The organism is Sphingobacterium sp. B16(2022) (genome assembly GCF_012030425.1).
Lineage (GTDB): Bacteria > Bacteroidota > Bacteroidia > Sphingobacteriales > Sphingobacteriaceae > Sphingobacterium > Sphingobacterium anhuiense.
In genome coordinates, this window is record NZ_JAAUVN010000005.1 from 105,414 (window position 1) to 131,234 (window position 25,821).

At 35.3% G+C, this 25,821-nt stretch carries 20 protein-coding genes; 8 read left to right on the forward strand and 12 right to left on the reverse strand.

Annotated elements, in window-relative coordinates:
• The 4 genes from HCX49_RS21070 to HCX49_RS21085 all read left to right on the forward strand — a co-directional run bounded on the left by HCX49_RS21070 (window position 1) and on the right by HCX49_RS21085 (window position 3,222).
• Window positions 1-1,359 (forward strand): sensor histidine kinase, encoded by a 1,359-nt coding sequence (locus HCX49_RS21070; RefSeq protein ID WP_168128048.1) that lies wholly within the window; start codon window positions 1-3, stop codon window positions 1,357-1,359.
• A gap of 130 nt (window positions 1,360-1,489) precedes the next feature.
• Window positions 1,490-2,002, forward strand: a complete 513-nt coding sequence (locus HCX49_RS21075) for a hypothetical protein (protein WP_021189777.1) — start codon at window positions 1,490-1,492, stop codon at window positions 2,000-2,002.
• Window positions 1,989-2,489 (forward strand): hypothetical protein, encoded by a 501-nt coding sequence (locus HCX49_RS21080; protein WP_031288155.1) that lies wholly within the window; start codon window positions 1,989-1,991, stop codon window positions 2,487-2,489. Before HCX49_RS21075 ends, HCX49_RS21080 begins: the two co-directional genes overlap by 14 nt.
• On the forward strand, window positions 2,473-3,222 hold the full coding sequence (locus HCX49_RS21085) for a YoaK family protein (RefSeq protein WP_132771972.1): 750 nt from the start codon (window positions 2,473-2,475) through the stop codon (window positions 3,220-3,222). The genes HCX49_RS21080 and HCX49_RS21085 overlap by 17 nt, the downstream gene beginning before the upstream one ends.
• A 4-nt stretch (window positions 3,223-3,226) precedes the next feature.
• On the opposite strand, the gene HCX49_RS21090 is transcribed toward HCX49_RS21085, so the two are convergent.
• The gene (locus HCX49_RS21090) at window positions 3,227-4,069 is read right to left on the reverse strand and encodes a GNAT family N-acetyltransferase (RefSeq protein WP_168128049.1); all 843 of its coding nucleotides are present in this window, start codon (window positions 4,067-4,069) and stop codon (window positions 3,227-3,229) included.
• A gap of 104 nt (window positions 4,070-4,173) precedes the next feature.
• Window positions 4,174-5,103, reverse strand: a complete 930-nt coding sequence (locus HCX49_RS21095) for a helix-turn-helix transcriptional regulator (RefSeq protein WP_168128050.1) — start codon at window positions 5,101-5,103, stop codon at window positions 4,174-4,176.
• A 164-nt stretch (window positions 5,104-5,267) separates the two neighbouring features.
• Between HCX49_RS21095 and HCX49_RS21100 the strand changes: the two genes are divergently transcribed.
• On the forward strand, window positions 5,268-6,536 hold the full coding sequence (locus HCX49_RS21100) for an NAD(P)-binding domain-containing protein (protein ID WP_168128051.1): 1,269 nt from the start codon (window positions 5,268-5,270) through the stop codon (window positions 6,534-6,536).
• A gap of 117 nt (window positions 6,537-6,653) precedes the next feature.
• Here HCX49_RS21100 and HCX49_RS21105 read toward each other — a convergent pair whose 3' ends face one another.
• The 5 genes from HCX49_RS21105 to HCX49_RS21125 form a co-directional block, all read right to left on the reverse strand.
• Window positions 6,654-6,932 (reverse strand): hypothetical protein, encoded by a 279-nt coding sequence (locus tag HCX49_RS21105; RefSeq protein ID WP_168128052.1) that lies wholly within the window; start codon window positions 6,930-6,932, stop codon window positions 6,654-6,656.
• Complete coding sequence (locus HCX49_RS21110) at window positions 6,926-7,678, reverse strand: hypothetical protein (protein WP_168128053.1); 753 nt, start codon at window positions 7,676-7,678, stop codon at window positions 6,926-6,928. The genes HCX49_RS21105 and HCX49_RS21110 overlap by 7 nt, the downstream gene beginning before the upstream one ends.
• Before the next feature lie 442 nt (window positions 7,679-8,120).
• Entirely contained in the window at window positions 8,121-9,134 is a 1,014-nt protein-coding gene (locus HCX49_RS21115) for an SMP-30/gluconolactonase/LRE family protein (RefSeq protein WP_021189787.1), read from the reverse strand.
• A gap of 398 nt (window positions 9,135-9,532) precedes the next feature.
• Window positions 9,533-10,048, reverse strand: coding sequence for a hypothetical protein (locus HCX49_RS21120; protein WP_021189788.1), 516 nt, complete (start codon window positions 10,046-10,048; stop codon window positions 9,533-9,535).
• A 199-nt stretch (window positions 10,049-10,247) separates the two neighbouring features.
• Window positions 10,248-12,797, reverse strand: coding sequence for a prolyl oligopeptidase family serine peptidase (locus tag HCX49_RS21125; protein ID WP_168128054.1), 2,550 nt, complete (start codon window positions 12,795-12,797; stop codon window positions 10,248-10,250).
• Between the two features lie 302 nt (window positions 12,798-13,099).
• On the opposite strand from HCX49_RS21125, the gene HCX49_RS21130 reads away from it, so the two are divergent.
• Window positions 13,100-14,551 carry an NAD(P)/FAD-dependent oxidoreductase gene (locus HCX49_RS21130; RefSeq protein ID WP_311732297.1) on the forward strand — a complete coding sequence of 484 codons (1,452 nt, stop codon included), beginning with the start codon at window positions 13,100-13,102 and terminating at the stop codon, window positions 14,549-14,551.
• A gap of 110 nt (window positions 14,552-14,661) precedes the next feature.
• Here HCX49_RS21130 and HCX49_RS21135 read toward each other — a convergent pair whose 3' ends face one another.
• Genes HCX49_RS21135 through HCX49_RS21150 form a run of 4 tightly spaced genes read right to left on the reverse strand, consistent with a single transcriptional unit; the run spans window position 14,662 to window position 18,720 of the window.
• The gene (locus HCX49_RS21135) at window positions 14,662-15,954 is read right to left on the reverse strand and encodes a TolC family protein (protein ID WP_168128055.1); all 1,293 of its coding nucleotides are present in this window, start codon (window positions 15,952-15,954) and stop codon (window positions 14,662-14,664) included.
• Window position 15,955: 1 nt separating this feature from the next.
• Complete coding sequence (locus tag HCX49_RS21140; protein WP_021189792.1) at window positions 15,956-17,089, reverse strand: ABC transporter permease; 1,134 nt, start codon at window positions 17,087-17,089, stop codon at window positions 15,956-15,958.
• Window position 17,090: 1 nt separating this feature from the next.
• Window positions 17,091-18,038 (reverse strand): efflux RND transporter periplasmic adaptor subunit, encoded by a 948-nt coding sequence (locus tag HCX49_RS21145; RefSeq protein ID WP_168128056.1) that lies wholly within the window; start codon window positions 18,036-18,038, stop codon window positions 17,091-17,093.
• Window positions 18,019-18,720 carry an ABC transporter ATP-binding protein gene (locus HCX49_RS21150; protein ID WP_132771965.1) on the reverse strand — a complete coding sequence of 234 codons (702 nt, stop codon included), beginning with the start codon at window positions 18,718-18,720 and terminating at the stop codon, window positions 18,019-18,021. The genes HCX49_RS21145 and HCX49_RS21150 overlap by 20 nt, the downstream gene beginning before the upstream one ends.
• 575 nt (window positions 18,721-19,295) lie before the next feature.
• Here HCX49_RS21150 and HCX49_RS21155 point away from each other — a divergent pair.
• Both HCX49_RS21155 and HCX49_RS21160 read left to right on the forward strand, forming a co-directional pair.
• Window positions 19,296-22,310, forward strand: a complete 3,015-nt coding sequence (locus HCX49_RS21155; RefSeq protein WP_206368649.1) for a glycoside hydrolase domain-containing protein — start codon at window positions 19,296-19,298, stop codon at window positions 22,308-22,310.
• Window positions 22,311-22,620: 310 nt separating this feature from the next.
• On the forward strand, window positions 22,621-24,888 hold the full coding sequence (locus HCX49_RS21160) for an alpha/beta hydrolase family protein (RefSeq protein WP_206368651.1): 2,268 nt from the start codon (window positions 22,621-22,623) through the stop codon (window positions 24,886-24,888).
• A gap of 58 nt (window positions 24,889-24,946) precedes the next feature.
• Here HCX49_RS21160 and HCX49_RS21165 read toward each other — a convergent pair whose 3' ends face one another.
• A complete protein-coding gene (locus HCX49_RS21165) occupies window positions 24,947-25,813 on the reverse strand; it encodes a helix-turn-helix domain-containing protein (RefSeq protein WP_132844003.1) in 867 nt (288 codons plus the stop codon).
• Between the last annotated feature and the right edge of the window lie 8 nt (window positions 25,814-25,821).

Here is a 25,821-nt window from a genome sequence, read left to right on the forward strand (position 1 = left end):
ATGCATAATTATAATAAAAAGCTTATTTACCTCATTACCATTCTGGTTATCTATGTCTGTTGTTTTGTTGGTTTTATTTTTTATTCTATTTCCAATTTTGCGTTTCGCGATTTTTATAAACGGTTAGATCTGAGACGGAATATAGCAGCTGAGAAGTTTTTAAATAATGGTAGCGCAGATCAAAATAACCAATGGAGCTTAGAATTTATTGAGAATCTTGATAATCAGCACGAATTTCTTGTCGAGTTTGATGCCGCTGGGAATATTGTTAAGAGTCGCGGTTTTAATCGAAAGCTATGGAGTAAGATCGATAAAAAAGGTGTTTCTAATTTTAAATCCGATAGTCAGTTTTATTCGACCAAATTTTTTGAAAAGGATGGACGGAGGTATATAATTGGAGCTTCTGCTGAGAACTACTTTTATACGCATCATCTTGCATATCTTCGAAATCTGCTGATAATTAGTTTAATCTTGGGTATACTTTTTATTTTGGTAGTTTCCGTTTTTATGAAACGTTCTTTTTTGAAGCCTATCTTAACAATGATGAAGGAGGTGCAACAAATAGGTTCTGAAAATTTACATAAAAGATTGGATGAAGTTAAATATAAAGGGGAACTTAAGGATCTTGCCAGCACTTTTAATAATATGTTAACAAGATTAGAGACATCATTTGAAACTCAGAAAAATTTTATCAGTAATGCTTCACATGAATTGAATACTCCTTTGACTTCCATAATAGGGCAGGCAGATCTGGCACTATCAAAAGAGCGAAGTAAAGAAGATTATCAAAAAACTCTTTTGAAAATTATTTCATCTGCTGAGCATTTAGAAAAAAAAACAAAGGCACTTTTGTTGTTGGCACGTACTGGTTTTGTCAGTAATTCATCTTCTTTTAGTCCTGTTCGTATTGATCAAATTATAATGGATGCAGAGTTGACAATCAAAGCTATTAATGATAAGTTTCGTATTGTTACTGATTTTGACTTATTGCCAGATGACAGTATGCGTCTTAAAATTAATGGAAATGCTATTTTACTTCAATTGGCTTTGTCCAATATTATTAGTAATGCCTGTAAGTACTCATCTAATAGGACTGCCTATATTGCTTTAGGTGCTTTGGATAATAAGGTGTTTATTTTGATCAAAGATGAGGGCATAGGTATCCCTTCAGAAGATTTGGAACATATTTATGATCCTTATTTTAGGGCTTCAAATACCGATGGTATTGACGGTTATGGTATTGGCTTGCCTTTGGCTCGCAATATCATTAAATTACACGAGGGGACGTTAAAAGTTAAATCTTCTGTAGGAAAAGGAACAACAGTTGAAATAGAGCTCCCTACTTATCTTAAATTTTAATCCTATTCTAATCTTTTCATTTGTTTTAATCTCATTTTAATTTCAGCTTTGAAATTCTAATAGAAAGCTAATTTCAGCTTCATTCCATTGCAATCTCTCGGTGTTAACTTTGTATCAAAAGTAATTTGATATGAAGAAACGTATATTGATTCCTAGTGATTTTACAATAGATTCCCTTTTATTTGTGATCCAAAGTCTCGAACATTCGAAGGCGAAAGAAGTGGAGGTCGTATTGGTATATGGCAACCGCAGTAGTACGTCTATCAGTGAATTGCTAGGTATTAAACTGGAGGATCAACTGTCAGATCTTCATTCGGAAGATTTTATTAAAGCTTGCCAGATGATCTGTAATCGCTATGAAGATCGGAAGTTGGTCATATATACGGATATCATCGGTACCGACAATTCAAATTACTTACATAATTATTTATTAGGCGCAAAGATTGATGAAATCAGAGTGCCATCAAATTATGCATTTGAAAAAAGAACTAAGCATTTTTTTGATGTAGGAAAGGTTTTACTGCGGTTGAACGCGCGTAAACTGGGGCAAGTCGGAATTATACAGAAACCCGGTACTGAGAAATTTGAGTGTAATGTTTTATCTGATTTATTCTTTAAAAAAAAATGGGATGTCAATTATTAAAATAAATCTGCTGGTTAAATTCAACTTTATCTTACTTGCTTTGCTTCTTTTTTTAGCAACAACTATGGTGATGTTTTATGAAAGTCCAGAGCGTATGTTGGAAGGAGAATGGGTCGAACAAGGATGGTATTTTGAAAAAGTGGATAATATGCCATCTTTTCAAAAGCAATCGACGATTCATGAAGAAATTAAAAATACTCTGATTGCACATTTACCGCCTCTTCAAGACGGTTTGTGGCACTTTGAAAGAAAAGGAAGCCGCAGTTATATTGCCCATCATCATGATAATAGATATAATTGGTTTTTAAAGGGAAGAGGTCATATTTTGGAGCTACGGAAAGACGATAAACTTGTGGAAAGTTTTGTGATACATGAACTTAGTGATACCAGATTAATACTACATCTTAATTTAGATCTACAGGCTAAGGGAATTGCACGAATTGTGTTGGAGAAAGGAGAAAAAATAAATTATGCTAAGAAAATATAGTAATCATCGCACGATACAAGACAATATTAAATTGGGATCCTTGACTGCTTTTTCAGCAGGTATGGTCAATGTCGCATCGGTCATCGTTTTTTTTTCATTTACCTCAAATGTAACGGGGTATTATGCCATTTTTGCTCAAGAGATTGCTAAGGGTAACTGGTATCAGGGGGCTGTAGTTTTATTCTGGATATTATTATTTTTAATCGGCAGTATGCTTTCGAATATGATTATTATTCATGGAAAGGGGCGTTTTAGTGCTTTTCTTACTCATTCTATACCTTTAGTTCTTGAAATATTAAGCATATTATTTGTCGGCATTTATCTGGATTTTTTTTATAAAGATTCTTTACAGGAAACAGAAATCTTGGTGGGGGCGTTGTTATTCGCTATGGGGCTACAAAATGGATTGACTGCCAGTATTTCAAACTCAGTAGTAAAAACGACTCATTTGACTGGACTTACAACAGATCTGGCTATTCTGATTTCTATGTTTACAAAGGAATCTAACAGACATAATAAAGCACTTGTTGATAAGTTTAATTTATTGTTGAGTATAGTAATGGCTTATGTTGCGGGCGGGCTGTTAAGTGGTTTATCATTTGCTTTTTTGACCAATAAGACATTTTACGTAGTATGTTTTGTCCTATTGATCATAGGCTCTTATGATTACTATAAACTATATATTATCAAAAAACAATATGTGCAGCGACACCGCCAATCATTAGTTTCCTAGCTTTTTATATATTTTTTATCATTTCAAGTTGAGACACATTATTTTCAAGACTTAAACTTTTAAAAAATCCAGTGCTTTCTGAAGAACTATTGTCGATATTAAAGGCATATAGTTCTTTTGATCCGGTTGATTGTGTCATCGCATTTATCAATTGTGTTGCTATGCCTTTCCGTCTATGGATTGTAGGAACTGCAATTTGTTGTATTCTTTTTGTCTGAGCATTATAGATTATATATCCGACCAATTCGTCTTCTAAATACGCGCAGAGGATAGTAATCTTATCTTTGCTTTTTTCTAAAGTTGTTATGGAATTTTGCCAAGATGGTTTAATTGACCAAAAAGATATAAAATCATCCCATTTAAAATTTTCTACTTGTTTAATAGATAAAAAACTGGATTTCTTATCTGATTCAAAAGATCCTTTAAAACAATCTAGCGTTCTATTAACCCGATAATTCATTTTCTCATAGGCGCGTATTGCACGTTGGTTACCGACAATAACTTCCAGTACCATATGATCTACATCAAGATCTCTTAGTTTTGGGATTAAGTAATTATACATTTTACCTACCAAACCTTGTCCTCGAAAATCAGGAATGACTCCAGTAGCAGCATTATAAGCGACCAATTTTTCACCATTATGATTTAAGGCATGAAGCATAAAACCAACTAATTTACCTGAATAAAAAACTCCTAAAGATAAATCAAGCCGGATGTTTTCGGTGAAAATTTTATATTCCAACTGCTGAGAAGTAAGTTGAAATGGAACGATATAATCAGAAAATGATTGGTTCAAAATTTCTGTAATGTAATCAATTCTGATATTTTCTAAAGTTGTAATTTCCATTTTTTATTTTTTATTACAGAATGCTTTCTTATTATTTTTGAGTAAGATGAGTGAACTATTCTATTCACTTTACTAAGGTATAACTTTCTTAAGTGCTAGAAGTTTTACTGTTTTAGTGTACCTGGAGAAATGCCAAATTTCTTTTTAAATGCTGTTATAAAATGTTGGGGATTCTGATAACCGATGTGGTCTGCCACTTCATTTACATATTTATCCTCTTCTAACAACAGCCTTTTTGCTTCTTCCATTTTCAGATCTTTGATGTAGCTGTATACTGTCATTCCAAAAAGCTCTTTAAAGCTTAGCATAAGTTTCCGTTTGTTCATGCCAATAAGTTGAGCCAGTTGTGTGATGGTTAGGAATTGGTCCATGTGCTGCTCGATTAGTTGCTTCGCATGAAAGAGTTTATCTCTATCCATTTTTCCAAAAGAGAGAGATTTTTGGTGGGGATGATTATTGGATTTTTGTAATTGCAGTAGGAAAAGTTCTGTCATTTTTGCTTCCATATATAGCCCGCGCATCTTTTGATTGTAAGGGTTAATTTGAATCTGAGCAATTGTATTACGCATTGCTGGAGTAGTGGTCATCACAGTTCCTGAGAATAGATTTGATGTGTCAGAAACAAAATCACTTAATAATTTTTCAAAATGAGATTGGCCTATCCTAATTTCCAAAAAACTTCCTGTTTCAGTTGGAGACATCACAATATCTTGTCTATAATCTTCTAAATATGTTATAGTATTGCTTCCTTTTATAAGATTCAATGGTTGTCCGGAACGATAAGCTCCACTAGATCCATCTAATCTGAAGTGCATTTCAAGAGCTTCTTTTTCAATATTAATCTGGAGTTGCTCTTCTTTAATTAATGTGTAATTGCACTGGATAAATTGTAACGAATCAAAGGTCGTTTCGTGAAAAAAAAACGCACCACCTGATTTTGTTTTTATATTATGTTTCTTTTCCGAATAAGCAGAAAACTTTTCGCTTTTTAGACTATTGCGTTGGATAATAGTTAATTCCTGATTTTGCATCATTGCGTAGGTTTTAATCTCTATTGCGTTATCTTCTCTCGATATGTAATGATAATATTTGTACAAAGGTAAGCAAATAAGTTTTTATGTATTGTTTTGGAATGAACTCGATATACAATTTGCTTTATTCCTTCATAAGTTGAATTTTTTTTTAAGACAGTTTAAAAATGAAAGTAGAAAAAATACAGGATGTTATTGTTGTCGGAGCTGGGCAAGCTGGACTGGCCATAAGCTATTATCTTAAAAACCATAGAATAAAACATATCGTATTGGAGCAGCATTTTATTGGTTATTCGTGGAAAGAGCATCGCTGGGATTCATTCAAAATGAATACACCGAACTGGATGACCACTCTTCCTGGTATGGATATTCCGATTAATAAAAGGGAATACTTTATGACTAAAGAAGAATTTGTAATGTATTTGAAAAAGTATGTTCGAACATTTAACCTACCTATATTAGAAAACCATAAAGTAATCGGAATTGAAAAAACTGACATAGGTTTTGCTGTTAATATAGAGAAGGAGGGTGTATTTTATACATTTTTATCAAAAGCAGTTGTAATCGCTTCGGGTATTATGAATAAGATTTCATTGCCCAAGCTATGGAAAAACGTACCTGCTCATGTAAAACAATTTCACGCTTCCGAATATAAGAATGTGAAACAAATGCCTACTGGAAATATATTGGTTGTGGGAGGTGGGCAATCAGGTTGTCAGATTGCTGAAGAACTGGCTCTGGCAAAGAGAAAAGTATATTTAGCTGGAAGTAAAGTCGCAAGAGCACCACGCCGCTATAAAGGGAAAGATATCATGGAATGGATGGATCGGATGGGGATGATGGATATGTCCAGTAAGTTGTTAAAAGAAAAATCTCATTTACTTGCTGTGCAACCTCAAGTTTCAGGTCTAGGTTTGTTAGGACATACGGTAAGTTATCAATCATTGTATAGTATAGGGGTCACAATTCTTGGTGGTTTAAAAGGCGTAGATGATGAAAATCTATATTTTGACGATAATGCTAAAAGTAATATCCATTATGCAGATGAAACCTCGGTTTTTATTAAGAGTCAAGTAGATGCTTACCTTGAAAAGCATTCTGCATTTATTTCAGAAGAAGAGGAGGATCTTTCAGATTGTCCTGATAATAACTATGTTTCAGCTTCCGATTTACGTATACTTTGTTTAAGAGACTTTGATATAGCTACAATAATTTGGGCTACAGGGTTTGGATATGACTTTAGTTATCTAAATGCATCTTTAGTTGATGATAAGGGAAGACCTGAGCATGTAGATGGTGAAATGCTAACGGAGGGTTTTTATTGCATAGGCTTTCCCTGGTTACGGAAGAAAAAATCAGGACTTGTTTTTGGAGTAAGTGATGATGCAAAAGCAATTGTAGAAAAAATTATGCAAAATTTGAATAAGAACCAATGAATTGAAGTGTAATTTTTATCCCTTTTGAGCAAGAAGGTATTGTGAATAAAATGTCTATTTCGACATTAAAGACTGCTATCTGCATAAAAAGATAGCAATCTTTAATGGTCTGATCTATTATGAGTTGTTTAGTGACTCATAAATACTATTGATTAATGTCCGTATTTGAGAAATATTTTGATTAGAAAATGAAAATTCATCTGAGAATCTATTTGCCCCTTTCAAAAATTCTCTCAATTCCTGACCGTGCTGAATGTTATCTTCGTTTATGAATCTGTCTTTGTAGTTATTGAGATAGTTTAGATATGCTTGAATAGTGGTTTCATTTGCGACTTCTTTTTCTATTAGTTGCAATAACTTTAGATAATCATTTTTTATTTTCTCTGAACTTACCATGATAATGGAATTTGTATTACTAATTTTTTAAAAGCATCGTCTCTAACTGCTGGAGGGATGAATAACTGCAGTTCTCCTCCAGGTAGGTGTGGATTAATTACACCTGCTGCAATAGGTTGTTTTGCGGTAATTCCCTGCCAAACTTTTAAAGTCTGCTTTTGTGGAACTTCATATTCGTAGCATTTACTAAAATCGTTCCAAGCGGGCTGAACGGCAGTACCACCAATAACAGCTCCAACAGATTTTGGTTTTTCCTTTGTCCAGTATCCTCCTGCAGGATTACCTCCGGTTACCCGGTAAATTTTTGTTCCGGAAGGTAGAACCGTTGCTGTTGCATCAACAAAGTTGGCGGCCTCAATAGCTGGTAGATCTAAAGCTGGATCATTCCAATCCGGATGGTTAATACCTGCCAATAAACCATTTGATTTATAATCAGATTTTGCGATTCCTGGAATATTGTTCCAATCTTCTATATGAACTCTTTGGTGATAAATGCTGATTGCAGTTTCAAGTTTAGTCATTAAACCCGCTTTATCACTCGTTTTAGAGAAAGCTTCTTTTAGCTTCGTATTATCTAATCCTTTTTGTACCCAATTATTTAATTTGGCCTTAGTACCTGTACCAAGTGATCTTTCCAGATCATCCATCCATCCGGTTGGGTTTTCAATTTCTTCATTAATTGGATCATTGTCTGAAGAACAGTTAATAACAAGTTGACTTGTGAAAATCAACAGAATTAACATCATTTTTTGTGTAAATCTAGTCATAAGAATCTTACGGGTTTAGGTTTTTGATAAAAATATATTTAATAAAAATTAATGAGTTTAGATTTGAATGGTATTTTTTAAAACTAATTTTGTTCTATTAGGGAATTAAATTCATTTTTTATTTTATTTCTTATTTATAATTCATCAATTTTAATCATAATTAATTAACCCTGCAATAGGAAAATTAAAATAACTTTACATAATTAGGATGTGATTCTATTTTTATGGAATTTGCGGTGTAGCATTTTTATTATAAGCAGGTAAAAATTTAATTTTTACGAGCGATTCTGCTATAACAACATTTTTTTGTATTCTTTTGGTTGTCAGCTGAAACAAAAACATCATTGCTAAAGGGGGGATAGCAAGTGCTGGAAATCAAGATTTATGTGATACGTAAATCGAATGTTCTGAAATTTGGATATTATAATTTCAGAAGGGGAACGCGTAAGAGTTTATCAGAGGCAGTTATATATAGATATCCATCTCCACCGAAATTACAGTTTGCCGTTGCAATTCCGAGTTTAATTCTACCTATTACATCTCCTTTATCGTTCAGTATGATAATTCCGCTTCCAGCAGCGGCAAAAACATATCCGTCAGGATGTACTTTAATACCATCGGCAGCCATTGGTTCTGATGGAAACTTTAATTTGAAATCAACAAAAACCTCTGGTTTTCCCACTTCCAATTTATTATTTAAAGAATATTCCATAATAAATGGGTGCTTGTGATCACTAATGGAGACATACAGTTTATCTTGTTTTGTTGAAAGTGCTATACCATTAGGTCTTGTTAAATTAGAGATTATTTGGATCGCGTTTCCAAAGGAATCTAGTCGATATACACCATTACTAATGATCTCTCTATTTATAGTATCCACTTCCCGGTTAGGGAGTCCGTAAGGAGGGTCAGTGAAAAAGTAATCTCCATGATCATGTTGACAGATATCATTAGGGGAATTAAATCTGAGCTGTTTCCAGTGTGTACTTAATGGTGTAAATTTTCGTTTATTGAGATCGATCTGAACAATTTGTCTATTCCCATGATCACATGCAACGAGATATCCTTCTTTGTTGATCACGAGCCCATTAGTACCTGGTTCTTCACTGTAGATCTCAGTTCCTTGGTATCCTGCAGGTTGTATAAATTTCTCTACTCCATTTTTTGAGGACCACTTATATATGGTGTTCAGCCTTGTGTCGCTAAACAAGAGATAGTTACCTTTTTGAACCCATACCGGTCCCTCTGTCCACTGGAAACCTTCTGCTAGTAACTCAATTTTTATAAGAGGGTCAATTATTTTTTTAAAATCGGGGTGAAATACCTCTATTTTAGCTTGATCATAGAATTTTGAAGGAGTTTGTCCGAATACAGGTGATGAAAATATTATAGTCAATATAGCTACTGTCAATTTTATGTTTCTATGAATAGTCATTATTAAAATTTTGATTGTGGTTTAAATTGAGTATGGTTTTGAATAGATCAGCATTTCTATAAAGTTTTATCCTTTTATAAAACACAAAAATTTAAAAACTATTGGTACTCAGTTATTAATAAAGATAGTAATATTTATCGTTTACTAAAAATAATCAATTCTTCTTATCCAGAAACTTAACTATATGTATGTTTAAGGTTATTTCATGGTTGTATATATTAACCTTTGTTTAGGTTAGATGGCAGAGGAGAAGATCAAAATAGCAGTAGCTCCCGTTTATTATTTCAGATTGGAAGATGAATTTTTATCGGTTAGGGTAACTGAAGTTTTATGATAAAAAAACTCCTGCAAGCTTTATGTTGTGCAGGAGTTCCTTTTTTTGTTAGCTATAATTTCGTTTATTTTAAAACGAATTTGAATCCCAATGAGAAACTTGATGGATCAAAGTTAACATCATGAGAAATATTCCACCAAGGTTTCCAATCAAAATGCATCGCCAATGGAGCGGAAGGAATTCTAAATTCTAAACCGAGCGCTGGTCTTATTGCAAAATCTACATGCGTATCATCACCATCTTTCCAATGATACTTTTTGTACCCTTTATCATAATCGATAAACGATACTTGCGGACCAACACCAATATACCAGGAAAGACCACGAGCTCCTGGAATTCTTTTGTTATAGGAATAGTCAACGCCTAGCACTGTGATATTATCCCCAAATAATACCTGTGCATTTACAGCGTCATTTCCGCCAAAGTTATGTTTTATTTGTGGACCAAATAAAGTTTCGCCATCACCTAAATCTATCCCTAAACCAATGGCCGTACGATAAGGTGTTTGTGCATTTGCCTTCTGATGAGCGGCAAATAATAAAGTAAAAAGAGTAAGAAAAGGTAGAATTACTTTTTTCATGATAATTATAAAAAATATTAGTTTAAGTTTTCAAAAGGAAAACTTTCGCTGTTATAACAAATAGTTTGCCAATCCCCTCTAATTTAAATGTTGAAAAAGTCATCATTTTGCTAATGAGGTAGTTATTTTGTTGTTTAATATTTTTTAAAGCTAGATCACTTTACAATTTAATTTTCTGATTCTATTTGCCTTATTTTTTTTATTTTGCTTCTATCTTCCATTCATTCGAGTAAAATCCTGCATCTATTATATTCTCTGGACCATTTTTTAACATATCTAAATTGAAGAACATATAATCTGGAAAACCACTAGCTCCTGCAAAATATTGATTTGCTCCTGTGGCCTGCATTCCTTTAAGTCCAGTTCCTGTAATCACGCCAACACCTCTGGTTTCGGTTCCTGGTTTTTTCCAGTAAAAGTAACCGCCTAAATTATTGCCTTTATAAGTTTGTTTATCTATTTTAATTTGATCAGACGTTACCGTAATTGGGCAGTCACTAAGCAGTTTGTTCCAAGCACTATTTGTTTTTGCATTACCAATTAATATAATATTGCGATCAATGTATTTTTCTGCATCAAAGTCGCGGTCAGCTATCATATCAAATGTTCCATTACCTCTGTAATACCATGCTTCAGCATCATGGAGTACTTTTTCTAAAGCCCATTTATTTTCGTCTTTAGTTCCGGTTGTACCATAAACATACACCATACTGTGGTTAAAGGCCTCTTTAAAAGAACCGTTCCGATGAGGGCCTTTTTGATCTAGCTTTGGTCTTTCAACAACTAACCAACCTTGGGTTTCTCTTTTGAGGTACACTACAGATTGTTCAATTGTATTCCACTGATAGGTAATTGTATTGGAGCTGTCGATATCAATCGTGATGGGTTCATTTTTCTGAAAACCTTCCAAATTTAATTTCAATATCTGTACATTATCTGTTTTACCGATTAGGGTTCTTTTCTCCAGATTTCTAGTAAGTACAATTTGTGAATAATCAAGTGGCTTAATCTGTTGATAGATCGTACTCCAGTAGTATGTCGCTGAGATACCAGGATTTGATGTTTTGAAATCAATATGATCGACTTCGTTTGTTGTTTTTCTTTGATGTATTTTAAAGTAATCAAATAAAGGTTTCCAGTCGACACTTTCATTACTGTACCAATGTGATCCACCTGGATATTCGTAATAGCTAAAATCCGGATGAAAAGTTCCGAGTAATTTACGCATTTGACGTGCATATTCAACAGATACTGTTCGATCAGCATCACCATGGAGCACATATATTCCTAAAGGTTTGTAGTTGCTTGCATATGCAATTACATCACTTTGATTTCCTGACTTTAATAATATGTCTTCATACATATTTCGGCCTTTTTCTGGTATCAGCCCATCAGCAGATCCGTAGCCTTTTAAAGTTGGATATCCTGCACAAGGTGCTATTGCTGCCCACTTTTCTGGATAAGTAGCGCCTAGGAACCAGGTGCCGTGTCCGCCCATGGAATGACCAGTTAAGTAAATTTTTTGGCTGTCTGGCTTTAACGTTTGTTGGGCAAGGTCGAGTACTTCTAAAGCGTCCATTCTGCCCCAATCCTCCCAGTTGAACCCGCGGGGGCGACGATTGGTCGGTGCGACAAGTGTTCCCCAATCCTTTGCTTGATAAGCCTGTGCTTGCCCTAAGGCTTCTACACCGGCACCATGTACTGAAAAGAAAAGTGCATCTCCTGCTTTTTCTCCTCCTAAGGCTGGATTTACGGCATAATATTGTAAACTATTATCTATTTTGCTGATGAATGTGATTCGATAGGGAGTATTTCCCGATACACTTCTCAGTGGTATTTTTTTCGTCTCGATCAACTTTTCTTTATCCCAGATAGCGATATCAGTTTGTACTTCACCTAAACTATTTATTGCAGATGCATCAATAGGAACGATAATTTTCCGTGTACTATTGGCCATAAGAACAGGTGCTGTTGAAATTACTTTTCTCCCTCCAGTATTGCTCTGAATTTTTATATTATGAATATTTTTATTACTTGTATTAATCAGAACTTGGCCGATAAGGAGATTCTGATTTTGTTTACCCTGTACGATATCTGGAAGTGTCAGGTCTTCGGTTGCTATCTGTATTTTGTTTTTTGGAAAACTGAGTGTCGCAGCTATAAATGAACCTCTTACATAAAATTCGTTTAAGCCTTTCTTCAACTGGACGGGAATATATAGCCAGCCCATACGATAGGGGTCGCCAGTATGCATTTCACCATTAATAAGAACTGCGCTATTCCCTCTGATATTGAGTAGAGCGGCCTGTTCTTTATTTGAATGGTAAGTAAGATAAAGATAGCTCGGGCGCGGCCCTCTATATGTTGATGCGGCAGATGTTGTGTTCTGACTTTGCTGTGCAATACGACCTGGTCCTGGTGGATTATTGGGTTGCTGTAGGTTGGTCGCTGTATTTTGTTGACGTCTAAAGAAGCCACTAGTATCGGCTTTTACAATAGTCCATAAAGCTTTATCATCTTTGCCATCTAAAGTTGTTCCTGCCACAGGGGTGGATAATTTATGCTGGTAAAAATACCAGAGTAGTTCGTCTGTATATATGGCTTCCCTTCCATAGGTAAAGGATGCTTCTATGCTAAGCCCTTCTGTAAAGCGATGTATGTTTTGTGCCGAAGAAGGTATGATTATTAAACTTAAAAACAAGATTATGAAAATCGATTTTATATTTAAGAGTGATTGCTGGTATTGCATGTTGAAAAAGGTTTAGTAAATCTAATATACATATCTTTATTGAGCTCCTCTTCATTCTTGATGTGAATTCAATGTTTTTGCGTCTGAGTGGATCAATGTCGTCTTATAAATAAATATTATTCGGGTTATTTTTTGCAATGGCGAAACCTATTATTTGTCGTAAATTTGTATCATTACTTTGTTGCAATCTATTGATAAAGTAATGTTTTATACTATTTAGTAGTATCATAGACGTAGGTCACTTAGCTTTTACTGTACTCGTAAATTGCTAATTTATCTGAATATGTTAAAGTAAAGTTGAAGTGAAGGAAGTAGAAAATAAAGGAACTTATTGGGTGATGTGCCGGGAATGCTTGGGACGCGGAAAAAAAAGACGTAAGCTTAGTAAGAAAGTACGGTTAAATTACCAGCTTGCATGCGATCAATTTGAAACAATGAAAGGTGAGGGCAATGTACCTGTTCGCCCTAAAGGTCATCAATATACTTGTTTGCACTGTAATGGTTCGGGCTTGATTCTGTCTAACGAACCAGTTATACCTGACGAAGAGCATTATCCACATGTTGCTATTATTGGTGCGGGTATTGGTGGTATTGCGCTAGCGGTGGCGTGTATGCACCGTGGTATTCCTTTTACGCTTTATGAACGCGATCGTGACTTTAGCACTAGGTCTCAGGGTTATGGACTTACTTTGCAACAGGCTAGTAAAGCTATTTCTTCATTAGGTATTTTAACTTTGGACGAAGGTGTGGTTTCCACAAAGCATGTGGTTCATACAACTGCAGGTGAAGTGATAGGTGAGTGGGGGATGAGGAAATGGTTGTCTTCGGATGTTGAGATGGTTGCGAAACGTTCGAATGTACATATAGCCCGTCAATCACTACGGCAGGCACTTTTACAGCAGCTTGGTGGAAATGATAGAATTAAGTGGGCACATCAATTGGTGAATTTTAAGCAAGACGAGAACGGGAGGGCTGTCTTAGATTTCCAAGTGAACGGTGAAATCATAACTTCGAAAGCCGATTTAGTAGTTGGTGCAGATGGTATTCGAAGTTCTGTCCGCAAGTTATTGCTTGGTGATGATGTGAATCCTTTACGTTATCTTGATTGTATGGTGATATTGGGTATTTGTTCTTTGAGTGCGCTCAATAATATCACAAGCACTTTATTGGACGGTGCGACGGTTTTTCAAACAGCTAATGGAAATGATCGTATTTATATCATGCCCTATACTTCAGATTCTGTTATGTGGCAACTTAGTTTTCCTGTCTCTGAAAATGAAGCAAAAGCTTTAAGTTTACAGGGACCGCAGGCCCTTAAAGAGGAGGCATGCCGCAAGGCGCCATGGCACGATCCTATTCCTCAGATTCTAGCTGCTACCGAGGTTGATCTTATTTCAGGTTATCCTGTGTATGATCGAGCGTTACTTGAAGCGGGGCTTATGGATAATGGGAAGCAGGTAACATTAATCGGAGATGCGGCCCATCCTATGAGTCCCTTTAAAGGACAAGGGGCAAATCAAGCCTTACTGGACGCATTGGCATTAGCGCGGGGTATTTCAAAAGGATGTGGATCATCTCATTGGAAAAAAACTGGAATAAGGGAATCCGTGTTGATGGAGTATGAGTCAGAAATGATAACACGGAGTGCTGTCAAAGTGAAGGATTCTGCAGATGCTGCGAAATTTCTGCATTCAGAAATGGTACTTTTTGAAAGTGATGCGCCTAGAGGGAGCTGTGTAAAGAAAATTGAATAGGATTTAATTTAGTTTTCTTTAATATGAGTTTTCTGTGATTTAATGAACGTTTTCCTATCTCAACATTAGTAAAAAACAATTCTCAAGGTTATAATCAATATGCTTTTCAATCAATTTGATTGATTAACTCCTATTTTATCTAAGAGTAATTTGATCAGATCAAATTCTGCTTGCCATACATTCTGTTTGGCTTTATGATAGGAGAGAATTGATTGATTGTAATCTGATAACATGGAGCGTCCCTCTCGATATCGTGATTCTTGTTCTTTTTTTTCTTGTGCTGCCAATTGTTCAATATTATGAAAGCGGAAGAGTTTTTGTTGTGCAGTCTTAATTTTAACAATTTGCTGTTGCGCATTGATCTGGTCGATTTGCTGTTCCTGATGTAATTGTAATTCCAATACACCTGAATTTAATATTTCTTTTTTCAAGGTTGGCTGTGCGGTAAAATAAGCGGATAAGGGTATGCGAAGCACTAGATTGATGTAACTATTTCCATACCACGAATGGCCTCTATCCAAGCGGAATTCATTACTAAAATACTGTTTCCCTAGGTAGGCGTTTGTTGATAGGGTCGGCAACAGCTGTTTTTTGACACCTTGCATCTGTAATTTGTTGATCTGTTGATCTAATTCTAATGACTTAATGGTATAATTTTCCTGTTGCAAATTTTTGACGAAAGAACAGATTTCCTCGATATTTGAATTTAAGGATTGTGTTTGAGCGAGATCGGTATACTTTCTTAACTCTAAGTCAGCATCTTCTAGAACCGACCAAGCATCGTATAGTCCGATCAGATGCTGTTCATATTCTTGTTGCGCATTTAAATACTGACTAGATGGGAGACGTCCAGCTTCATAACGAGCTTTGCTAATTTTCAAAATTTCATTATAAGAAGCAGAATCCTGTAATGCGAGCTCATACTGTTGTGTTGCAAGTACAACAGAAGCATAAGCTAGTGTAGCATTTTTTTTCCACTCTTGTATATGTTGCTCTTTGTTGATATCTTCTTTTTGTATTTCAAATGATTTTTGTTTCTCATCGAGCTTTCGTTTTGGATCAAATAAATTCCATTCCATCTGTATTCCCGCTTTGGAAGACCATTTTGTGGCAAATTTTAAAGGAAGTATAGCACCTTCCAATGCATTCGGATCAAATGCAATTGCCGGGACTGGCGTGGTCGGGATAATAAGATTCCGTTGCAGGTTAGCATCTATGTAAAATACCGGAATACGAGTATTTCTTAATTCTTTTAATTCCTGTATTTTAATTCCTCTTTTTAAAAGATCTTGTTGGTATATGAGGTTTTTATCAACCTCTTTCCATAGTTGTGCAATGCTCAATTTTTGTGCTTGAACGAAGATTGGAAAAATTGTTAGTATAGTAAATAGGATCTTCTTCATGTTAAAAAACAGATGCCGGTTCTAATTTGGTTATTTTTCTAACTGCAAATAATGAACCGCCAATTGAAATAAGCAATGTAATGAATAGTAGAAACAAGGCAAAAAGTGGGGAAATATCAATTACTAATCCAGCACCGGCAACACCGAATTTAAATCCTGCCAATAAAAACATGGCAATAAGATAGCCAATGACAGCATATAAAAATGCTTGAGCAATAATAAGTTTATTTACATAGCTTTTTTTTGCTCCGATCGCTTTTAGCGTCCCATAATCTTTAATTCTATCTAAAGCAGATGAATATAAGGTAAGTCCGATAATGAAAAAGCCACTAATCATAGCGAAAAGGACAAGAGTTCCAAAGCTCATTCCCATATTGGAGGTAATCAAGATTTCTTTGATTGTAGACTGTTGCAATTTCTTGGCATCCCAAGCACGGAGCTGTGGAAATAATTGCTGAATATCGTTGCGTACCTTTTCCTTATCTGTTCCGGGCTTTAATCTTGCAATAATGATGTTGACTTTAAAAGGAGATACATTTCCCAGAAATATGGCATTTTCCATAGAGGTATACATTAAACTTGCTCCGAAAGCTTGCGCTTGCTTTGTTATTACACTAATTTTGGCACTTTGACCATTGATTTCTATGGCTTTATCGACAAATAAATTTGTATTCCATGTTTTTGAACTGAAAAACTCGGCCGACACTGTACTTGGAGTTGTTAATGAAGATAAATTTCCTTCCTTTATCCTTTCGGTCTTAGGGCCCATAACAAAGTCTGGAGCATCGGCACCAATTAGCGTTACTGAAGCCGTTTTTCCATCTAAAAAAGTTGCTCGTGCTGGTGCTAATATTACAGGGTAGGTATGCTCAATATCGTTTAAGCTCCCTATTTGCTGAACCAGTCGCTTATCGATACTATTTACAGCATTTATATTGTTACTCTGTGCTTCAATAATCCATAGATCATTTTCTTGAACAGGAGCATTGCCCACTAGATTTCCCATTAGCCCCATCAGAAAAAAAAGGAGCCCGAGCTGTTGTCCGATTAGAAAGATACTGATGACAATTGCCGTAATGATTCCTACACTTTTTGCGCGATCATATTTGATGAATTTAAAAGCTAATGCTAACATGCTATTTCATCTTTATTGTACAGTCTACCTTGGCATTGATAGGTAGTTGATTATTGTTATTTACCTGTATTTTTATTTTTCGAACACGGCGGTCTTCTCCTTCATTTGCGGTTTCATATAGAATCGATTTGTTCGATAAGATGGGGCTTATGTAGAAGATCTGTCCCGTAGTAGGATTATCTTTTCTGCCTACCGGCAGGATAGTTACCGATTGACCAATTTTAACATCCTGAGCAAATAATTCATCGACTTCGGCTTCAATAATTGGGTTTGAAACATTTACTATTTTTCCAAGCTCATTTGCATTGCCGACACTTTGACCAACTTTGGCAGTTAGATCCATAATAATTCCTGATTTACGTGCCTTTATGTTGAAATCATTCTCCTGATTCTGTATTTTTTGAATCTGTAAATATTGTTCATGTTCTTTTATCTGCTGCGCTCTGCGCTTTTCTTGAAGACCTTTTAACGTTAATTCTTGTTGTCGCCAACTGGTAAGATCCGTTTCCATTACCTCTTTTGACTCTGCATTTTGGGCAAACAGACGTTTAGAAGTTTCATATTTAGCTTGCAATTCTTTTAGATTTAAGTTTGCTTTTTCAATATCCTCAACTGTAGTTCTGTTTTCGGTGACTGCCGCATTTAACTTTGTTTGCTCTTGCTCGATATCTAATGTAATATTGCCTTTATCAAGTAGGACAAGAAGCTCTCCTGCCTGAACTGTATCTCCCTCTTTAATCAGTACCTGTTTAATAATTGCAGCGGTTGTGCTAGCAATAATGGCCCAATCTTCTGAAGGAATTATCTTACCAATCGCTTTTATTTCGGTTATATCTTGTAAGATTTGTTTATTAGTATGTGATGTTTTCGGCTTCTTATCCGAAGTGCAGGCCATTGTCATCATTACAATAGCTATAGTTATCGCGATTCTATTTGTAATCTTGTTCATTATTAATCACATCTGAAACTTTTCCTTCTTCTACATATATTACTTTATCTGCATATTTGCGCAGACGTAAATCATGGGTAACAATAATGACTGCCTTGTTTTTGGAAGCTAGTGTTTTTAGTTCTTGCATAATGCTTGTGGCACTTTTAGCATCAAGCGATGCGGTTGGTTCGTCACATAGGATCATTGCAGGATTAGTCACCAAAGCACGCGCAATTGCTACGCGTTGTTTCTGTCCCCCACTTAATCTTTTCGGAAGTGTCTTCATTTTAGTTGATAATCCTACTTCATCCAAAGCTCTGCTTGCACGGACGATAGCTTCCTTTTTTGTAATGCCTTGCAAAATGAGTGGTTGGATTACATTTTCTAAAGCATTTAATGGTTCTATAAGATTAAACTGTTGAAATACAAAACCGATTTCATGTAACCGTAATTGTGCTAAATCGGATTCCTTTAAGTTGTTAACATGTGTTTCTTTATAAAAAACATCACCAGCGGTAGGATAGATCACAAAGCCTAAAATTGATAATAGTGTTGTCTTTCCACTACCCGAAGGCCCCATTATTAAAGTCAATTTATTTGTCTCAAAACTAACATTGGTAGTATCTAATGCAGTTATAACAGAATCGCCTGTCTTGTAAATTTTTTTAACGTTTTTTAGTGTGACGATTCCTTGTTGCATGTCGAATTTTTATTAAAACAAGTGTTAAGAGGCAATGTTTGCACCGACTTACACGAATATCGATAAAATTTTATAGAAAGTGATAGATAAACGATCATTTAACTGGGATACCCGAACTTAAAATTTTGGAAGTAATGAACTTTGATATTTTTTATGTGATCATAAGGATAGACTTTCTAAGCTTGTGTTTCTTAAAAAGGATTGTTATAATTTTTTAAGATTATAATGATGTGTGTATCAAGACGTTTTTCTTGTAATATTGATAAATAATAACCAAATTAGTTTCATAATACAACCAACAAAAATCATATAGGAAGTAGTTCAAGATCAAAAGAAAATATTGCTTGAGAGAAGATATATGAGTATAAACCTGATAATCTAAAATGATATTATGCAGTACCGAAATCGTATAGAGACAACCAGCCCATAACATGAGTTTTCCGTTATTGGTATTGTGTTACGAATTTTCATTGCGAATATTTAAAGATGTTGTTAAATAGATTCTTGGTTGTGTAGGCTTATGTATCTTAAAAAACTGGAATAAATACCATTTTGTTAATTAAATTTATATTTAAATGAATACAGTAAAAAGATATGCTTTAGTTGGAATTGTCACAGTGACGTTATTTTCCTTTTCTGCTTATGGCCAATTAGCGTATCCGCCAGAGGTACAGAAATGGGATGCTGATGCATTGGGAAATCATCGGGCGATAGTGAGGGTAAATAGTCAAGAAAAAGAGGTACAGGTCGTTTTGCCTTGGCGTAACCGTTGGATGGAACCTAAGCAGCAACTTATCATGGTAGATAGTGCAAGTAACAAAAAGTTAGTTCCCAATACTTATTTGTGGATCAATGCTGAATCGGGGGCTTTTCGCTTTAATCCTTTAGCAAATCATGGAACGTACTACATTTATTATTTACCCTATAAAATGGGGGGACGCAGTGCTAATTACCCTGATGCCATCTACCTCAAGAATCCTATTGCAGCACCTTCGGATGCAAAACCTGAAATTCAAAATTCGAAAGGTGTTTCATTTGATCGTTTCGAATCGGTGGATCACTATAATAGTAATGATCCTATGGAAATTCTTGCAACTCAGAAAGAGATCGAAGCATTTGTTTCCCATAATGCTAAGAAATCCTATTATGTATTTCCGGAGTTAAGGGAATTTCCTGTAAAAATGGAAAAACAATTACCCCAGCGCTGGATAGGCATTGACAGACCTCGTGATCGTATTTATGGACACGCAAAACGAGGTGAATATTATGCTTTTCAAGTTGCTCTTTGGTCTTCTAAGCATGATTTAAGGGATGTAAAGATTTCATTTTCAGACTTTAAATCTAAGGATGGATCGTTGATCACTGCAGAGAACTTGAACTGTCTAAATACGCAAGGTATTGATTATACTGGACAACCGATGAAATTAAAAGTTTCTGTTCCGATAAATAATATCCAGTCGCTTTGGTGTGGTCTTCAAGTTCCTGAAACTATAGGTGCTGGAGTGTATGAAGGAACAGTAAAAGTAAAACCAGCCAATGCTGAGGAACAAGTGATAAACGTTATTGTAGAAGTTACAGCCGATCTGATTCAGGATCATGGTGCGGATGAACCTTGGAATATGACACGCCTTCCGTGGTTGAACTCTACTTTAGCACAAAAGAATACACTTATCGCGCCATATACAGCACTGCAGATGAAAGCTGATTCTACTTTACAAATATTGGGGAGAGCGGTTAAATTGAGTGCATCGGGATTACCCGGACAGATCAGCACGTTTTTTACACCGGAATTAACGGAAATTTCAGATAAACCAAATAATCTTCTAGATGGACCTATGCAGTTTAATCTTTATGGAGCCATTGATGGAAGAGCTATAAAAATGAATAATAGTGGAATTAAGTTTGTCGAAAGAAATGAAGGCCAATATTGTTGGACAGCAATGAATAGTTCTCCACAACTTAACATGGAAGTAAATGGACGTCTGGAATTTGATGGTTACTTACATTACGAAGTTAAGCTAACTGCTCAGGAGGATGTTTCATTAAAAGATATCCAGATGCATATTCCGATGCAGTCCCAATATGCAACCTATTTTATGGGTTTGGGAGAAAAAGGAGGGAAAAGGCCTAATAAACTGACTTGGAAATGGGATGTGGCCAATAAAAATCAGGATGGTGGCTGGATAGGAGCTGTTCATGCCGGAATACAGTTTTCACTTCGTGACGAACATTATTCAAGACCGCTCAATACTAATTTTTACCTGCAAAAACCATTGGTATTACCAAAATCTTGGGGTAACGACAATAAAGGTGGAATCAATATTATAGAAGAAGGAAACTCAGTTGTAGTAAATAATTATAGTGGTGAACGAATATTGAAAAAAGGAGATATTCTCTACTATAATTTTAATTTACTGATTACCCCTTTTCATCCGTTGAATACCGAAGCCCAATGGAACGAACGTTATTATCATGCTTATAAACCTGTGGATTCGGTTGTACAGAGTGGATCTAATGTGATTAATATACATCATGCTAATGAAATAAATCCCTACATCAATTATCCTTTTATTGCTACTAAGGAAATGAAGCATTATGTAGATGAAGCCCATCAAGCAGGATTGAAAGTGAAAATATATAATACGGTTAGGGAAGTTTCCAACAGAGTCTATGAACTGTATCCGTTAAGAAGCTTAGGGCATGAGGTATTCTCCTCTGGTAAAGGACAGGGATATTCATGGCTACAGGAACATTTGGGAAGTGATTATATTGCTGCTTGGTATGTGCCTCAATTTAAGGATGCTGCAATCATCAACAGTGGAATGAATAGATGGCATAACTACTATGTTGAAGGTATGAACTGGTTGGTCGATCGTATTGGTATTGATGGTATTTATCTCGATGACGTTGCATTTGATCGGATCACGATGAAACGCATAAAAAGGGTACTAACTAAAAATGGTAAAGCTGGATTAATTGATCTACACTCCGCTAATCAGTTTAATAAGAGTGATGGTTTTAATAACAGTGCAAATCTTTATTTGGAACATTTTCCTTATCTCAATAGACTGTGGTTTGGTGAATATTTTGATTATGAAAACAATCAACCGGACTTTTTTTTAACAGAGGTGAGCGGTATTCCATTTGGATTGATGGGGGAAATGTTACAGGACGGTGGAAATCCTTGGCGAGGCATGATCTATGGTATGACTAACCGTATGCCTTATCAAAAATTAACACCTGCCGGACTGTGGAAAGCATGGGATGATTTTGGTATCAAAGGAAGTAAAATGATCGGTTACTGGTCTCCAAATATCCCTATAAAAACGAATAAAGAGAATGTTTTGACTACTGTTTTTCAAAAAAGAAATAAAACTATGCTGGCAATCGCGAGCTGGGCTCCGGAAAATACCGCAGTTAAATTGGAGATTGATTGGAGTAAATTGGGCGTAAATCCACAGAAAGCAAACATATATGCTCCAGCAATACCTCTTTTTCAAGTTGAGGGAAGATATAAAGCTGATGACCTAATTATGATCGAAAAAGGCAAGGGTATGATCCTCATTATTGAGGAATCTACTGAAAGGTAGTCGTTTTCAATTGCAACAGGTAAAAAAATCAAATTAAATCTGGAAATATATATGAGAAACTTTTACAGCAGATAGCCGCAGAAAAGTTAGGAGAGAACATAACAATTTTAAGCAATGTTGTGTCAGAAAGAGCATGTAAGATGGAACAGCAGATTCGAGAAGGACGATTGGAGAGGTACTGGCCAGAGCTCATACGTGCTGTGTATTTTTCATTAGATGATAGGATGTTTTAGTATTATTGATTCTGCCATAAAAAAAGTGTAACAAAATTGATAAAGATGCGACTAATACAAAAATAACTTTATTAATTATGAAGCAGATTCTTTATGCAATTGTATTTGTAATTTTGGGTATGTCAAATACGCAAGCACAGATCAAAGGCGATTGGACCGGTACATTGGATTACCAAGGTACTGCAATTGCCATTATTTTTCACTTAACCGAGACCGACGGTAAAGTTCAGGGTACTATGGATGTTCCACTTCAGGGGGCTGTTGGAATTCCCCTGTCTGTTGTCACTTTCGAAAACAAGCAACTTGTTTTGAGTATTGAGCAAGCAGGAATTAAGTATAGTGGTAAATTGGAAAATGGAAAAATCACAGGTACATATACACAAGGTGACGCCAAGCTACCTTTAATTTTGGAAAATAAAGTAATCACTAAGCCTGGCGATACTACATTGGTATCTACCAAAGAACAGTTAGCAACACTTATTGCATTGGACAAAGGTAATTTTAAATATCAGGTTGAAGATTATTTTGCGAAACCAAAGCTATCCGGTTTTCAGTTATCTCCAAATGGTAAATATATCTCATATCGCGAGAAGGATGATAAGAATAAACGCCATGTAATGGTAAAAGAAGTCGCTACTGGTAAAGTTATTCGGGCTATTGAAGAAAAAAATGAGCTGATCCGCGGTATGGGTTGGATTAATGATGATCGTTTAGTGTACGTCATGGATCAGGGTGGTAACGAGAATTACCATCTTTATGCAATAAATATTGATGGAACTAATAATATTGACTTGACACCTTTTGAAAATATTCAAGCATCGATTTTGAATATGTTGAAGGAACAAAAGGATTTTATTATTATCCAGATGAATAAAGATAATAAACAGGTATTCGAACCTTATAAAGTTAATATTCAAACTGGGGTAATGGAAAAACTATTTACGAATGAAGATCCTGCAAATGCAATAGTTGGTTATGAATTTGATAAGGATGGTAACCTTCGTGGATATGCAAAGATGCAGAATGGTATAAATAGTCAATTTTTTTATAAGCCTCAAGGTGCCACAAATTTTGAACTTTTCCATACGACTAAGTGGGATGAAACATTTAGTGTTGTATCGTTTAACTATGCTTCTAAGAATTCCGATGAAGCTTATGTCTTAACTAATTTGGATTCCGACAAATCTCGAATTGTTTTGTACGATCTTAAAAATAAAAAGATATTAAGAGAAATCTACGCCAATGAAGAATATGATGCGAATCTAATTTCTCTTTCAAGAAAGCGCAATTGGGAAATTGACTTTGTGGGATATGAAGGAGAAAAGGTAATTATAAAACCGGTCAGCGAGACTTTTAAGAAAATTTATAAAAATCTGGAAAGCCAATTTAAAGGTTATGAGTTCTCGATTGCTGGTAAAACAGACAATGAAGATCAATTGTTAGTTGTTGTTCAAAGCGACAAACTTTATGGGCGTTATTATCATTATGATACCAAAAGTGGTAAAGCGACTCTATTAGTGGATTTGATGCCACAATTGAAAGAAGAGGATATGGCAGTGATGCGTCCAATTACTTTTAAATCCCGTGATGGAATGACTATTCATGGATATATCACATTGCCTAAAGTAGCTCTTGATGGTAAAAAAGTTCCTTTGATCGTAAACCCACATGGTGGTCCTCAGGGAATACGCGATAGCTGGGGCTTTAATCCCGAAACACAATTGTTCGCAAGCCGAGGATATGCAACCCTTCAAGTGAATTTCCGTATATCTGGTGGATATGGAAAAGAATTCCTTCGTGCCGGTTTTAAGCAAATAGGTCGTAAAGCGATGGATGATGTTGAAGATGGTGTACAATATGCTATTGAGCAAGGTTGGGTTGATAAAAGTAATGTCGCGATCTATGGAGCTAGTCATGGTGGATACGCTGTACTAAGAGGTTTAGAAAAGACACCTGATCTGTATAAAGCGGGAGTTGATTATGTTGGTGTTTCTAATATTTTTACACTTATGAGTTCGATTCCTGAGTATTGGAAACCTTATAAAGAAATGTTATATGAAATATGGTATGATCTGGATAAAGAAGATGAAGCTGCAATCGCGAAAGAAGTATCACCAATTTTTCATATTGATGCAATCAAATCACCTTTATTTGTCGTACAAGGAGCAAATGACCCACGCGTTAAAATTGCTGAAGCTGATCAGATTGTAAAAGCTTTGCGGGATAAGGGTGTTGATGTACCCTATATGGTTAAATATGATGAAGGACATGGTTTTGGTAAAGAAGAAAATCAGATCGAGTTTTATAAAGCGATGATGGGATTCTTTAGTAAACATCTTCACTAATCAGGATCAAGATTATTTTATTAGAAAGCTGTCTTCTTTTATAAGGAAGACAGCTTTTTTATGTTAAAGCCGAGAGCCGATATTCGTTTGGACTAAGGCCTACATTCTTCTTGAAAAACCTTGAAAAATGTTGAGGATATTTAAATCCTAATTCATATGCAATTTCATTGATTGATTTACTTCGGTTGTAAATTTTATTTTTAGCTTCATCAATGATCTTATCCTTTATATATTCCTGTGCTGATTTGCCAGCTTCTTTTTTGATTAGGTCTCCAAAATAATTGGGTGATATGTTTAGTTTATCTGCAAAATACGCCACGGAAGGAATACCGTTTTCAATTAAATTATCACACTTGAAATAATGATTTAATAGCTGTTTAAAATTCTTTACCATCCCCCGATTAATATGATCTGGAACGCTGAATTGACGATCATAGAATCTTTCACAATAATTTAAAAACAACTCGACATTCGAGATTAATAGTTTTTTGCTGTGCTTGTCTATGGGTTGACTTAATTCATATTCGATTTTTGCGAAACAGTCAGATACGATCTTACATTCATTTGGAGTTAATAGCAATACTTGATGACTGTTATTTTGAAAAAAATGATAAACATTTAAATGTTCAGTAAGTGCTGTTCCTGCAATCAGATCCGGATGAAATACTAAGGCATGCCCTTTTCTAAAAACCTGATCGGCCGTATTTTCGATTCCGATCGTGTTGCCCGGAGCAATAAAAGAAAGCTTGCCTTCATGATTATCAAGTATAGATAGTGCAATACAATATAAATCCAAATGGACATTGCAATCTGGACGTAAGGTTGCTTTAGACCAGTCAACGATATTAACTAACGGATGGCGCACTTCAAAATGATTGAAAATGTTGAATGCATAAACGCTATTTAGATGAGTGATTTTTTTCATATTACTTA